This is a genomic window from Caulobacter sp. BE254, from assembly GCF_031457295.1.
Lineage (GTDB): Bacteria > Pseudomonadota > Alphaproteobacteria > Caulobacterales > Caulobacteraceae > Caulobacter.
Genome location: NZ_JAVDWJ010000002.1, coordinates 548,422 through 563,050, shown reverse-complemented (window position 1 = coordinate 563,050; position 14,629 = coordinate 548,422). Strand labels below are relative to the sequence as shown.

The 14,629-nt window shown below is 69.5% G+C and carries 7 protein-coding genes; all 7 read right to left on the bottom strand.

Going from position 1 to position 14,629, the window contains the following annotated elements:
• Nucleotides 1-13: 13 nt before the first annotated feature.
• The 7 genes from J2X41_RS06655 to J2X41_RS06625 all read right to left on the bottom strand — a co-directional run bounded on the left by J2X41_RS06655 (nt 14) and on the right by J2X41_RS06625 (nt 14,625).
• Entirely contained in the window at nt 14-2,089 is a 2,076-nt protein-coding gene (locus J2X41_RS06655) for an alpha-L-fucosidase (RefSeq protein ID WP_310080628.1), read from the bottom strand.
• 65 nt (nt 2,090-2,154) lie between these two features.
• Nucleotides 2,155-4,482 carry a GH92 family glycosyl hydrolase gene (locus tag J2X41_RS06650; RefSeq protein WP_310080626.1) on the bottom strand — a complete coding sequence of 776 codons (2,328 nt, stop codon included), beginning with the start codon at nt 4,480-4,482 and terminating at the stop codon, nt 2,155-2,157.
• On the bottom strand, nt 4,479-5,930 hold the full coding sequence (locus J2X41_RS06645) for a glycoside hydrolase family 125 protein (protein ID WP_310080624.1): 1,452 nt from the start codon (nt 5,928-5,930) through the stop codon (nt 4,479-4,481). The genes J2X41_RS06650 and J2X41_RS06645 overlap by 4 nt, the downstream gene beginning before the upstream one ends.
• Nucleotides 5,927-8,554: a glycoside hydrolase family 3 C-terminal domain-containing protein gene (locus J2X41_RS06640; protein ID WP_310080622.1), complete on the bottom strand. Its 2,628-nt coding sequence runs from the start codon at nt 8,552-8,554 to the stop codon at nt 5,927-5,929. The genes J2X41_RS06645 and J2X41_RS06640 overlap by 4 nt, the downstream gene beginning before the upstream one ends.
• Nucleotides 8,555-8,563: 9 nt before the next feature.
• Entirely contained in the window at nt 8,564-11,203 is a 2,640-nt protein-coding gene (locus J2X41_RS06635) for a glycosyl hydrolase 2 galactose-binding domain-containing protein (protein ID WP_310080621.1), read from the bottom strand.
• Between the two features lie 26 nt (nt 11,204-11,229).
• Nucleotides 11,230-13,542, bottom strand: a complete 2,313-nt coding sequence (locus J2X41_RS06630) for a family 20 glycosylhydrolase (RefSeq protein WP_310080620.1) — start codon at nt 13,540-13,542, stop codon at nt 11,230-11,232.
• Nucleotides 13,543-13,551: 9 nt separating this feature from the next.
• Nucleotides 13,552-14,625: a glycosyl hydrolase family 18 protein gene (locus J2X41_RS06625; protein WP_310080619.1), complete on the bottom strand. Its 1,074-nt coding sequence runs from the start codon at nt 14,623-14,625 to the stop codon at nt 13,552-13,554.
• Between the last annotated feature and the right edge of the window lie 4 nt (nt 14,626-14,629).

Below are 14,629 nucleotides of genomic sequence, written 5' to 3'. Positions count from 1 at the left end.
GCGTCAGGCAGGCTTACGCGTCGTCCAAGGTGACGACTCCCAGTTCGGCGAACGCGACTTGCGCCTCATCCGCCGCCGCCCGCGTCACTTCCAGTTTTAGATACCGCCCTTCTCGACGAGCGAAGGCCACGCGCTGAGGCGCCAGGCTGGCCGCGATGTTGGCGAATTCGCCCTCGCCCGCCGTCGTCCAGGCGACGCCATCGGCGCTGGTCGCGACCCGATAGCCCGCCGGCGCGCCCGCGCCCTGTGGTCGGTCCCAGGCTGGTTGCAGCGTAAAGCCGGACAGCGACCTGGCCTGTCCCAGATCCAGCACCACGACCGCGGGAACCGGCGCCCGCCAGACGGTGCCGCGTTCGTCGTCGATCAGCGCCTCGGCGCCCGGAGCGCTGGCCTGGGCGATGCGCCAGTCGGATTTCCGCACGTCGAAGGCCCGTCGCGCCGGCGCGCTGGTCACGCCGCTGGCCGGCTCGATCGCAATAGCTCGGACCCGTCCGCCCTCGGGTAGCGGGAAAGGTCCATTGAAGCGGAAGGCGTCGCGCGTCGGCGGAGAGCCGTCCACCGTATAGCGCAGCTCCAGCCCCGGGGCGTCGCCGATGATAGACACCAACCCCTCGCGGTCGCGCTGGATGGCCGGCGAATCGACCAGGACCGGCTGCTTGAACAAACTGATCTCGCTGATCGCCGGGCCGGCCGGCGCGTCAAGCACCCGCAGGCGCAGCTTGCGCGTCGAGACCGGGGCGGCCAGTCGCACCAGCCGCTGAGCCCCGATCCCCTGATGTCGGGCGATCTCGCGCCAGCCTCCATCCCAGACGTCCAGGGCGAACTCGGTCACCCGCAGGCCCAGCGGCAGGTGCTCGCGCAGGCGCACGACGTCGAAGGTCCGCGCCTGCGGCAAGGTCAGGGTCAGCTCAGGCGTCGTCGCGCCCTCGTCGCAGGCCCAATAGGTATCGCGGGCGCTATCCAGAACGTTCGCGGCGGCATGGCCGGCGCGGATGTTGCTGGCCTGGGCCCGGGCGCCGTCCGCGAGATTGCGGGCGAACAACGCGCGCCGGGCGCTGCCCCAAGCGGTCAGGGCGGCGACGTCCTCGTCGGGAATGCGGCCCCGGCGATCCGGCGGCAGGTTGAGCAGCAGGTTCGCGCCGCGGCCGACGGACTCGAAATAGATCTTCTGCAGCCGCCCGGCGGACTTTACCTCGGCGTCCTCATAGGCGTGCCAGAACCAGCCGGGGCGGATGGAGACGTCCACCTCGGCCGGCCACCACACCGATCCGCCGCGCACGCCGCTGGTGCCCTTGGCCTCGGTGTAGGGCCCATCGTCCATCGTCGCCCAGCACGGATCGCCGGCGAAGCCGCGCTCGTTGCCGACCCAGCGCAGGTCCGCGCCCTTTGGGTCGAACGTCACGGCCATGGGTTGCAACTCGTGGACGAAAGAGATGATTGAAGGCCAGTTGTAGTAGTTGGGGCCGATCTTTCGCACCTCGCGGGCGCCGCCGTAATAGCCGTCGCCGCCATTGGCTCCGTCGAACCAGACCTCGAACAGCGGACCGTACTGCGTCAGCAGCTCGCGCAGCTGGTTGCGGTAGTGGGTGACGTATTCGGGGCGGCCGTAGTCGGCGTGATTGCGATCCCAGGGCGACAGGTAGAGGCCGAACTTCAGCCCTCCGCGCGCGCAGGCCTCGGACATCTCCCGGACGATGTCGCCCTTGCCGCCCTTGTAGGGACTGTTCTTGATGCTGTGTTCGGTGAACCGGCTGGGCCAGAGGCAGAAGCCGTCATGGTGCTTGGCCGTCAGGATCAGGGCCTTTAGTCCACCCGCCTTGGCCGCGGCGACGATCTGGTCAGCGCTGAAGTCGGTTGGGTTGAACAGGGCCGGCGACTCGTCGCCATAGCCCCATTCGCGATCGGTGAAGGTGTTGATCGAGAAGTGGACGAAGCCGTAGGTCTCCAGCCCATGCCAGGCCAGTTGCCGGGCCGACGGCGTCGCGCCATAGGGCGTCAGGCCGGCCGCGAAGGCCATGCCCGGCAGGGCCGACGCGGCCGCGCCGGCCAGCATCAGGCGGCGGCGGGAAAGGTGAAGTTCGGGGCGCATCGTTCGGCTCCGGCCAGTGAGGAACGGGGGAAGAAACGGGATCGGGGATCAGCCAGGCCTCGGCGTCACGCGAACTTCGGCGCCGAGGGCGGACGCGACGAGCGCGCCGCGCCGAACGCCGGGTTCGGCCGTTCGCCCATCCGGAACACCAGCCGCCCGCCCTTGACCAGTTCGTCGTGGCCGATCCAACAGCGATCGTGCGGCGCGCCGTTCCAGGTCGCCGACTGGATGTAGAAGCGGTCCGGCGCGACGCCCTGGGCCTCGATCACCAGCTTGCGCCCCTGCCCCACCGCGATCTCGGCGCGCGGGAACAGCGGCGAGCCGAAGACATAGGCGCCCATGACCGGATCGACCGGATAGAGCCCCAGGGCGCTCATCACGTACCAGGCGCTCATCTGGCCGCAGTCCTCGTTGCCCGACAGGCCGTCGGGCTTGGCCTGATATTGGCTCTTGAGCAGCATCCGGACCTGGGCCTGGGTCTTATGGTGCGCGCCGCAATAGGCGTAGAGATAGGCCACGTGGTGGCAGGGCTCGTTGCCGTGGGCGTACTGGCCGACCAGGCCGGCGATGTCGGGCGGCGAGCCCGGCGGCATCTCCGAACTGGCGGTGAACAGCGCGTCGAGCTTGGCCTCCAGGCCCTTCTCGCCGCCGAACAGCTCCATGTAGGCGTAGAGGTCGTGCTGGGTCAGGAACGTCGCCTGCCACGCATTGGCCTCGGTGAAGTCGCGCCACTTTTCCATGTGGCCGATGGCCCGCGGCTCGAACGGCGTCACCCACGAGCCGTCGGCGTTGCGGGGACGCATGAACTGGGTCGCGGCGTCGAACTGGTTGCGATAGTTGCGCGAGCGGGCCAGCAGGGCCTTGGCGTCCTCATGGGCCCCCGCCGCGGCGGCCAGGTGCGCCATGGCCCAGTCGTCATAGGCGTATTCCAGCGTACGGCTGGCGCCTTCCATGACCTCGTCGACCGGGATGAAGCCCAGGCGCTTGTACCAGTCCAGGCCCAGCACATCGTCGTCGAAGGCCCGCTTGCGGAACGCCTTCCAGGTGCGGACCGGATCCAGGCCGCCCAGGCCCTTGCCCTGCGCCTCGGCCAGGACGACGGCCGCGTGCCAGCCGTTCATGGTGCCGGTCTCGATCCCCTGCAGCGGCCAGACGGACGGCCCCTTGGGGCTCTCCTCGGCCATCGGCACCAGGCCGGCGACCACGTCCGCGGCGCGGGCCGGCTGGGCTAGGGTCAACAGCGGATGCAGGGTCCGGTAGGTGTCCCACAGGGAATAGGTGCTGTAGTTGCGGCGGCCAGCCGGCGCCTTATGGTCCTTCTGGTCCATGCCCCGATAACGGCCATCGACGTCGCTGAACAAGGTCGGCGCCAGCAGGCTGTGATAGAGGCCCGTGTAGAAGATCTTCGCGTCGGTCTCGGACGCGCCGTCGATGCGGATCGACGACAAGGCCTTTTCCCAAGTCTCGCGGGCGGAACGCCGCGCGTCGTCGAAGTTCCAGTCGGGCGCCTCGGCCTGCAGGTTGGCCAGCGCCCCTTCGATGTCGACGCCCGACAGGCCGACCTTGACCAGCAGCGGAGCCTCGCCGGCGTCGGGATAGCGCAGCACGCACTTGAGGTTCTCGCCCTTGGCCTCGCGTGTCTCGGCGGCCAGCGGCTGGTCCGCGGCATAAAGCTGGGCCTCCTTGAACGGCCGCGACAGCTTCAGGGCGAAATAGATCCAGCGCCCCGGCGCCCACTGGAACACCTGGCGGGCGCCGACCAGCGTGTCATCGCCGACCAGGCGCAGGCTGGCGTTCTTGACCCGGGTCTCGGGCGACTTCTCCCACCAGTCTTTCTGGCCATGCTGCAGGTCGATCAGCAGGTGCCCGGGCTCGCCCTTGGGAAAGGTGTAGCGGTGCAGACCCACCCGCTCGGCGACGGTCAGCTCGGCGTCGATCCGCGTGTCGGTCAGGCGGACCTTGTAGTAGCCCGGCGAGGCGTGCTCGCTGGCCCGGTCGTAGCGCGAGCGGTAGCCTTCGTCCGGCTTGCCGGGTTCGCCCGGCGTCAGCAGCACCGGACCGGTGGCGGGAACTACCAGCACGTCCAGCAGGTCGGCGCAGCCCGTTCCGCTGAGGTGGGTGTGCGAGAAGCCCATGATCGAGCCGTCCTGCTGGTGGTAGCCCGAGCAGGAATCCCAGCCGTTGTTGCTGGTGTCGGGGCTCAGTTGCACCATGCCGAACGGCAGGGTGGCGCCCGGATAGGTGTGGCCATGGCCGCCCGTGCCGATGAACGGGTCGACGAAGTCGCAGAGCGCCTTGCGCGGCGCTGAACGGGCGGGCGCGGCGGCGGCGAGCCCGGCGAGGCCGGCTCCTGCCATCAGGGCGCGGCGATCGAGGGTGGGAACTTGGGTCATGCGGTCGGGTCCAGAGGGCGGGCCAGCAGAGCGGGCCGGCGGTCGGCGATCTCGACGATCAGCTCGCCGAACAGGGTGTTGGCCCAGGCGAACCAGTCACGGGTGAACTTGGTCGGGTCGTCCTTGTGGAAGGCCTCGTGCATGAAGCCCGTGCCGGCGTGGGTGGCCTTCAGGGTCCGCAACGAGGCCAGAACCGTGGCGTCGTCGCCGTCGTTCAGGGCGTTCAGCGCCCGCATGATGATCGACATCGGCCAGATCATGTCGAGGCCGGCATGGGGTCCGCCGATCCCTTCCGCCGCTCGCCCCTTGAAGAAGTACGGATTACGGTCGCTCCAGGCCAAACGCGCGGTGCGGCGGAAGATCGGGTCGTCGTGCGGGACGCAGCCCAGATAGGCCAGGCTCAGCAGACCCGGCGCATTGGCGTCGTCCATGAAGACCGCGTTGCCGAAGCCGTCGACCTCGAACGCCCAGATCGGCTGGCCGTCGGCGTCGCGGGTCAGGCCGTGGGCGTGCAGCGCGGCCGTCACCTCGTCGGCGAAGGCCGCGCAGTCGGAGGCGAAGGCCGTGTCGTGCATGACCTCGGTCGCCAGTTCCGCCAACTGCCGCAGGCTGGCGGCGGCGAACAGGTTGGACGGGATTAGGAAGGGATAGACGCAGGCGTCGTCGGACGGCCGGAACATCGAGTGGATCAGCCCAACCTTGCGGGTCGGCGCCCCCCTGCCCTCCAGCATCAGGGTTTCAGTCGCCAGGGTGCTCGGCCGCTGGAAGCTATAGGGACCGGGATCGGTCTTGCGCTGCTGTTCCCGGAAGGTGCGCACCACCACGGCCATGGCCTGGCGCCACTCGGCATCGAATGGGGCGGGATCGCGGGTTGCGCGCCAATAGCCGTGGGCCAGGCGGATCGGATAGCAGAGGCTGTCGACCTCCCACTTGCGTTCGCCGACGCCGGGCCGCATCTCGGTGACGTCCTGCTGCGACCACTTCAGGTTCGTCCGCGCCGCCGGGTCGCGCATGTAGGCGTTGGCGTAGGGGTCGATCAGGATGCAGCGGGCCTGCCGGCCGATCACGCCGCGGAACAGGGTCCGCAACTCCGGCGCCTTGGCGGCCAGCGGCAGGTAGGGCCAGACCTGCGCCGAGGAATCCCGCAGCCACATGCAATCGATGTCGCCGGTGACCACGAAGGCGTCCGGCTTGCCGCCGGCTTCGCCAAGGAAGACCGTGGTGTCCAGGGTGTTGGGGAAGCAGTTCTCGAACAGCCAGGCCAGATCGGGATCGGCGATCTTGGCCTTCACTTGGCGGATCAGGGTCTCGACAGCCGGGCTGGCGAAGCGCCGGGCCTCGACCGGAGGCCGGTGCGAGATGAACGGAGCTGCCTTCGCCGGCGTGGCGGCCAGGGCCGCGGCCGCGCCGGCCAGCAGGGCCTGGCGACGGGAGAGACTGAGACTCATCGCGGGAGCTCCTGCTGGCCTTCGATCGTGAAGTTCACCTCGTGACCAGGCCCTTTGCCCGGCTGCCCGCCGCCCACGAACAGCGTGTACTGACCGGGGACCACCGCCCGCGCGCCGTTACGGGCGACCTGCGAAAGGTCGCGGGGCGACAGCACGAACCGCACCTTGCCGCGTTCGCCCGGCTTCAGCGTCACCCTGTCGAAGCCCACCAAGGTCCGCAGCAGCAGCCGATCGGCCTGCCGGCCGCGATAGTCCGCCGGCCTGGGCGGGGTCAGATACGCCTGGACCACCTCGTCGCCAGCCCGGTCGCCGATATTGGCCACCTGCGCCTCGACGACCAGATCCTCGCCGGCCTTCAGCGTCGCGGTCGACAGGCTCGGTGCGCCGTAGTCGAAGCGCGTGTAGCTGAGGCCGTAGCCGAACGGATAGGTCAGTTCGCCCTCAAAATAGCGATATGTCCGCCCCTTCATCGCGTATTCGACCAAGGGGGGCAGGTCACGCGCCGACTTGTAGAAGGTCACCGGTAGACGGCCGGACGGATTGTTCAAGCCGGCCAGGGTCTCGGCGATGGCGACGCCGCCGGACTGTCCCGGATACCAGGCCGCCAGGATCGCGTCGGCGTGGGTCTTGGCCCAGTCAAGCTCGACCGCGCCGCCGGCGGTCAGCACCACGACCAGGGGCTTGCCGGTGGCGACCAGCGCCTCCAGCAGCCGCCGTTGCGGCGCGGGTAGCGCGATGTCGGTGCGATCGCCGCCGTCAAAGCCCGGCACGGCGACCTGCAGCGCCTCGCCCTCGACGTCGGGCGACAGGCCGACGACCGCCACCACGACGTCGGACTGGGCGGCGGCCTTGACCGCCTCGGCCAGTTGCGGCGCGGCCGGGGCGCGCCATTGCAGTCGCACGCCCTGGTCCTCGCCGGTGTGCGACAACTCCAGGCGGATGCGGCGCGGACGTGCGTCGGCGAAGTTCAGTACGGCCTCGACCGCCTTGCCCGAGCCGTCGTCGTCGACCACCAGCTTGTCGTCGACCCAGAGCCGGACCGGGTCGTGACCTTTGCAGTCAAAGCAGCGGGCGACGCCGACGACCAGGGCGTACTGGCCAGGCCCCGGCGGAACCAGCGCGCCGGTCCAGCGCACGCCGTAGCGCGTGGGATCCAGGCCCGGCGCCGGCGCGGCGCGGTCCCAGTCGAAATTGACGACCCGGTCGGTGCGAGTGACGCGCGGCGCGCCGACCAGCGCCGGATCGTCGAAATAGGCGCCGGTCAGCCCCTGGACCGCGTCCGGGCCGACGCCGGTGCGCAGCGCGGTTTCCGGCACGGCGACGGGCACGCCCTCGGCCACGGTCGAGCCTTGGGCGTAGCGGATGTTCCCCTTCCCCCACTGGGCGCGCAGACCCTGCAGCGGCGTCACCGGGTCGACCGCAGTGCCGTGATAGTTGGCCTCCAGCACCTCCAGGGCGTCGGCGTCCGGCCCGATCACCGCGATCTTGGTCGTCGCGGCCAACGGCAGGCGCTTCCTATCGTTTTTCAGCAGCACGATCGACTTGCGGGCCGCCTCCAGCGCCAAGGCGCGGTGAGCGGGACTGTTCACGGCGTCGGCGCCGATCCTGGCGTAGGGGTTGGCCGGATCCGGCGCCAGCAGTGCGCCGAGCGCGGCGCGGGCCTCGAACAGCCGGACAACGGCGCGGTCGATGACGACCTCATCGAGATCGCCCCGGCGGACCGCCGCCGGCAACTGGGCGTAGGCGTTGCCGCAGTTCAGGTCGTCGCCAGCCACCAGAGCCGCAGCCGACGACGCGGCGTTGTCGAGGCGGAAATAGTGGAACTGGGTCATGTCGTCGACCGCGTCGCAGTCGGAGACGACAAAGCCCTTGAAGCCCCAGTCGTGGCGCAGGGTCTGGTCCAGCAGCAGCGGCGAGGCGCAGGCCGGGAACCCGTGGATGGCGTTGTAGGCGCACATCACCGACCGCGCGCCGCCCTCGACCACCGCCTGGCGGAAGGCCGGCAGGTAGGTGGCCTCCAGGTCCTGCGGCGAGACATCGACATCGAAGCCATGGCGGCCGGCTTCGGGTCCCGAATGGACCGCGAAGTGCTTGGGCGTGGCGATGGCGCGGGGGCGCCGCGGATCAGGCCCCTGGATCCCCCGCACGAAGGCGGCGGCCAGGGTCCCGGTCAGGTGCGGGTCCTCGCCATAGGTCTCCTGCCCTCGCCCCCAGCGCGGATCGCGGTAGATGTTGATGTTCGGCGACCAGATCGTCAGGCCCTCGTAGCGGCCCGGGTCGCGGTCGCCGACGGCGTTGAACTTGGCCCGCGCCTCGGTCGACACCGCTTCGCCGACCCGGCCCATCAGGCCCTCGTCCCAGGTCGCCGCCAGGCCGATGGCCTGGGGAAAGACCGTGGCCGGACCGTTGCGGGCCAGGCCATGCAAACCCTCGTTCCACCACTCGTAGCCGCGGATCCCCAGGCGCGGGATCGGCGGCGCGGCGCTTTGCAGCTGGGCGGCCTTCTCCTCGAGGCTCAGGCGCGAGACCAGGTCAGCCGGGGTCTCGGCGGCCCAGGTTTCGGCCAGGGGGGCGGCGGTGGCGAACAGCAGCAGCGAGGCCGCCAGGGCGTGGGGTCGAACCATCGTCGGCTCCTAGGGCGTCACGGGCTTGGTGGCGCCGTAGAGGCTGCGCAGGGTCAGGGCCCGCTTCAACTGGGCCAGTGAGGCCTTGGACGTCACCTGGACGGTGACGACCTCGCCCGGCGGCAGGTCGAAGGCGTTGTCCGACAGGGTGGCGTCAAGGTCGCCGAAGCCCAGCCAGACCGCCCGCGCCAGCTTGGCGGCCTTGATGGTCACGGCATAGCCGTCCGCCGTCTTCGACCAGGTCGCCTCCAGGCGCGGGTCGGGCAAGGCCATGGCCTTGGCCGGAACCTGGGTGACCACGCCGCGCGAGATCGTCCGGCCGTTCTCGATCAGCTCGACCACAGCAAAGGTCCGCGAGGGATCGGCGCCCTTGAAAAGAGTCGCGTCCGGCAGGTCGGCGATCTGGGTGGCCGCCAGCGGCTTGAGCTCGGCGTCGGACGTGCTGTCCGACAGGACCTTTCCGTCGATATCCATCACCCGCACCCGCCAGCGGACCGCCGCGGCGGTCGTGCGGTCGGACAGCAGGGTGATCGTCGTCGCGCCCTTGTCGTGCACGGCCGCGAGGGCGACGGGGGCGTAGAAACGGCGGGCATGATACTGCAGCGCCTTCCAGCGCCCGTAATAGTCCACGCTGGACCAAGAGGCACCCGGCCAGACGTCGTTGAGCTGCCAGTACAGCGAACCCATGGTCTGGGGCCGCGAGGATCGGTGGTGCAACGCCGCCAGCTCGATACCTTCAGCCTGCATCACCTGGCTGAGATAGACGAAGTCCTCGAAGGTTTTCGGCTCGCCGTAGTTGCGGCGGATGTAGAACAGGATCCGCTCGTTGCCCTCGCCTTTGGCGTATTTCTGGTGGGCGCGCATGACGGTGGAATTGACCGACATGTCCTTCGGCCCGGCGACCGTCCTGAGCGTCCGCATTTCCGGCTGCGACTGCAGGCCGTATTCCGACATGAAGCGCGGCGTGACGTGGAGATACTCCTCGACCGGCAGCGAACCGCCCCAGACGCTCCAGTAGTGGCGGTCGCCATCGGTCAGCAGGTCGGAAGCCCCGTCATAGTCCGTGCTGGGCGAACCGGCCCAGTAGGGCGTGTCGGGGTCGTTCTCGGCGACCGCGCCGCGCAGAACCTGGCCGAACAGGGTGGTCATGCCGACGACGATGCGTTCGCGCTCCTCGGGCGGGATCGAGGTCTTGAAGGCGACCCGGTCGTCCCAGTTTTCCCAGCCGGTCTGCACCTCGTTGTTGCCGCTCCACAGCACGATGCTGGGATGGTCGCCCAGGCGCTTGACCTGCTCGACGGCCTCGATCCGGGTGTTCTCGCGGAACGCCACGTCGTAGGGCGGAATGGCGCCGCCGAACATGAAGTCCTGCCAGATCATCAGGCCCAGCTCGTCGGCCATCGCGTAGAAGGCGTCGCTCTGATAGTGGCCGCCGCCCCACATGCGCAGCATGTTCATGTTGGCGTCGCGGGCCGAGGTCAGGATCTGCCGCATCTTCTCGTCGGTGACGCGCGGCGAGAAGCTGTCGAACGGGATCAGGTTGGCGCCCTTGGCGAACACCGGCACGCCGTTGACGACGAAGCCCATGCTCTTGCCCCAGGCGTCGGTCTCGCGACGCAGCTCGACCGTGCGCAAGCCCGAGCGGCGCTCGGCCTTGGCCACGACCGCGCCGTCCAGGGCCACGGAGGCGTTGAAGCGGTAGAGATCCTGGGCGCCATAGCCCGCCGGCCACCACAGCTTGGGCGCCTCGATCGGCACGGGCACGGAGACGCGGTTGAGGCCGGGGGCCAGGGTCATGGTCTGGCGGACCACCGGCAGCGCCGCGCCGTCGGGCGCGGTGGGCGTGACCGCCAGTTCGACCGTGCGCGTCCCGTCGGACTCGATCTCGAACTCGGCCGAAAGGCGGGCGTGGTCGGCGGCCACCTGGTCCTGGCGGATGCGGAAGCCGTCGATGCGCGCCTCGTCCCAGGCCTCCAGCCGCACCTCGCGCCAGATGCCTTCGGTGACGTAGCGCGGCCCCCAGTCCCAGCCGTAGTGGTAGGGCGATTTGCGGACATAGGTGGAGGTGTGCTTGGCCGGCGGCTCGTCGCCGAACGCGGAGTCATAGGCGCCGGGCAGCACGTAGGGCTGCTTGAGCAGGTCTGGCTGCAGCTTCTTGATCGGCGACTTGAAGGCGATCGTGATCAGGTTGGCGCCCAGCTTCAGCACCGCCTTGACCGGCACGCGCCAGCGGCGGTGCTGGTTGTCGGCCGACAATAGCTTGACGCCGTTGACGAAGACCTCGGCGAACGTGTCCAGGCCGTCGAACACCAGGTCGACATGGTCGCGGGCCAACAGGGCCGGGTCAGCGTCCAGCGTCCGCTGGTACTGCCAGTCGGCCAGGCCGATCCACTGCAGCTGCGCCTCGTTGGTTCCCACGAATGGATCGGGGATGCGGCCGGCGGCCAGCAGGTCGGTCTGCACCGTGCCCGGGACCGTCGCCGGCCGCCACTGCGCCGCCTCGGCCGCGTGGGTCTTGGCCGCGGCGTCGGCCGGATCGAGCCGGAAGCTCCACCCTTGATCCAGGCTCCGGGTCTCGACCGGTCCGGCCAGGGCGGTCGACGCCATGGCGGCCAGGGCGAAGGCGGAAAGCAGCGCGGATCGAAGCATGGTCTGGTCTCGCCTTGAGGACTTGATCAGTTGAAAGAGCGGGGCGTCAGGGCCAGGGCCTCAACCGCGTAGAACGGGCCAGACAGCGGCGCTGTGAACAACAGGCAAAGGTCGGAATCGCCCGTGCCTGACGGCAACGCGCCCCGGAACTTCAATCGGTTGTCGGCCGTGGCCGGATCGGGCAGCGGGAAGGTCGCGACCACTGTCCCCTCACAGCCGCCGGCACGAACGACCAGCTCGCCGAACCGGGTGGCGTTGTAGTGCCAGCGGACCTTGTCGGTGTCGGCCGCCAGGCCGTAGTGGCGGGGCACGCGCGCCACCTTGACCTCGAACCCGCCGGCCAGGTCGAGCGGCGCGGCCGGGTACATCGCGCAGGTGTCGAACAGATTGACGTTGAAGGCCGGGGCGTCGGCCTGGGCCTCCGAGGTTAGCGGCACACGCAGGCCCAGAGCCCCCTTAGGGCAGGCCGTCAGCTCGGTGTTGCTTCGGGTCAGCAGCGCGATCCTGCCGGCGTCAAAGGCGCGCGGCTCGGCGGTCGGCCGACCGTCGGCGGTGAAGGCCGCGGCGCGGACCGTGGCGCCGACCGGAACCTTGAGCAGCTTGCCATACAGCGGCGAGCGGGCGGTCGGGGTTTTGCCGTCCAGGGTGTAGCGGATCTGGCCGAAACCGGACTGGGTCGACAGGGCCAGGGTCGCCTGGCCCGACCGCAGCGCCGCGCCACGGCCGCCGTCCAGGGCGAAGTTGACCGCGAAGGCGCCGTCAGCGGCGTTGATCCCCTGGCGTGCATAACGCAGGCGCTGAATGTCGAGGCGATCGAGGAAGCCGGTCCAGTCGCGCCGGTCCTTCGGCGACCAGGTGATCTCCGAGACGGCGTCCAGGCGCGGGAAGATCGCGTGACGCACCTGGCTCGGCGTCACCAGGTACTCGGTCCAGGCGTTGGCCTGGGCGCCCAGCACGTGGCCGGCCTTGTCGGGGGCGATGCCCTTGGGCATCGGCTCGTAGGCGTAGACGTCCTTCAACGTCACGATCGACAATCGGCCGGGCGGCTCGTCGGCGCGATCGCTCTGCAGGCTGTCCAGATAGAGGGTCGGCGCCGGCGACAGCACCACGTCGTGGCCCGCATTGGCGGCGTCGATCGCCCCCTGCTCGCCCCGCCACGACATCACCGAGGCCGAGGCCGGCAGACCGCCCTCGAGGATTTCGTCCCAGCCGATCAGGCGCCGGCCGTGGGCGGCGAGGTACTGGCCCAGATGCTCGATGAACCAGCTCTGCATCTCGTGCTCGCTTTTCAGACCCAGCTCGCGCATGCGGGCCTGGACGGCGGGCGAGCTTTGCCACTGGTCCTTGATCGCCTCGTCGCCGCCCACGTGGATGTAGGTCGAGGGGAACAGGTCCATCAGTTCGTCCAGCACGCCCTCGATGAAGGTCAGGCTGGGCTGGTCGACGTCGAACAGATAGGGGTTGACGCCCCAGTCGACGCTGACGGGCGGGCGGTCGCCGAAGACGCCGATCTCGGGATAGGCGGCGACGGCGGCTTGGGCGTGGCCCGGCAGGTCGATCTCCGGCACGATGGTCACCGACCGTTCGCGCGCATAGGCCACCAGATCGCGGATCTGGTCCTGGGTGTAGAAGCCGCCATAGGGCTGGCCCGAGGACGCCTCGCCCGCAGTCGGCGGGGTGCGCCAGGCGCCGATTTCCGTCAGCTTGGGATAGCGCTTGATCTCGACCCGCCAGCCCTGGTCGTCGCTCAGGTGCAGGTGCAGCACGTTCATCTTGTGCGCCGCCATGGCGTCGATCAGCGGCTTCAGCGAGTCCGCCGGCTGGAAGTGGCGGGCCACGTCGACCATGATCCCGCGCCAGGCAAAGCGCGGCTGGTCGTGGATGGTCAGGGCCGGGACCTTGACCGGCCGGCCGAACGCCGCGTCGGGGCTGAGCAGCTGGGCCAGAGTCATGGCGCCGTACAGCAGGCCGGCGTCGTCCTTGGCGGCGATGCGCGCGCCCTTCGGCGTCACCGTGAGCACATAGCCCTCGGCGGCGGCCACCGACGGATCGCGGACCAGTACGATCGTCCCCGCCCCGCTCTCTTGAGCGACCAGGTCCAGGCCTCGCGTCTGCCTGACCTGGCCGGCCAGCAGCCGGGCGGCCGACAGGGCGGCGGCGTCACCGGTCGGAACCGAGACCACGGCGCCGGACCGGACGACGAGCGCACCGTGTCCCGGGGTCAGCTCGGCCGGGACCGGAATGATCGGCGCCGGCGAGGCGGCCAGGGCCGAGCCGGTGGCCAGGGCCAGGGAAAGGGCCGCCAGGCTGGCGGTCGCGAAACGATGAGCGGGTCGCATCGATGATCCTCAGCGCTTGACGACGGGCAGGACGTCCCAGATCGCGGGATCCTCGGATCCCAGCACCCAAGCGCTGAAGCCGGCCAGGCCTTGTTGTTTCACGACATCGTAGCGGGCCTTGAAGCTGCGGGCGTCGGGCATCGAAACCCACTCGTTCATCTGGTCACGGTAGAGCACGTACCAGCTCTCCTTCTGGACATCGTCCCACTGCACCTTGACGCCATATTCGCGAGCCATGGGCATGGACTCGTCTGCGTCGAAATAGACGCCGCTGATGTTGACGGCTTCCGTGCCATCGGGGCGCACCGGATTGTCGGCGAACCAGCGGTAGCCGTAGAGCGGAATGCCAAGCGAGATCTTCTCGCGGGGAACGACCTTTAGCGCGTAGTCGAGGTTCTCCATCACCCAGGGCATGCCGCCGACCGGGCCCGGCGGGGTCCAGCGCGTGTGCTGGTCGTAGGTCATCAGGCTGACCTCGTCGGCGATCTTGCCCAGGGCCTCCAGGTCATAGGCGCCGCGCCAGTACTCCCACATCCACTTGGAATAGGCGCCCTTGCCCGGATGGCCGGGGGCGTTGGGCACGACGGCCACGCCCATGGTGAAGCCGGCGGCGTGCAGGGCGTCCGCAGTCTGCCTGGCCATCAAGGTGAAGGCGTCGCGGTCCAGATAGCTGATGTTCTCGAAATCGAAGTGGAAGCCGACATAGCCGTTGGCCTTGGCCTCGCGAACCAGGGCCTCGATCATCGCCTTCTTGGCCGGCTCGCTTTGCATCAGCTGGTGCAGGCCGGCGCGGTCGGTCAGCGAGATGATCGGCATTACCGGCAGGCGCGCGGCCTTGGCCTTGGCCAGGATCCCCGGATTGGGGGCTCCAGTGACCAGGCCGTCCTTGGACACCCCGTACCAGGTCGGCACCAGCAGGCCGATCTTGTCGATATGCTGCTCGAAGGAGCGCGTCGATTTGGGCGTTTCCATCAAATAGAACAGCGCCACGGGCTGGGTGGCCTTGCCCTGGGCCTGGGCTGCCCCGGCAAAAGCGGTCCCCAAGGCGGCGGCGAAAAGTACGCGGGTCAGGATGCGGCGCATGACG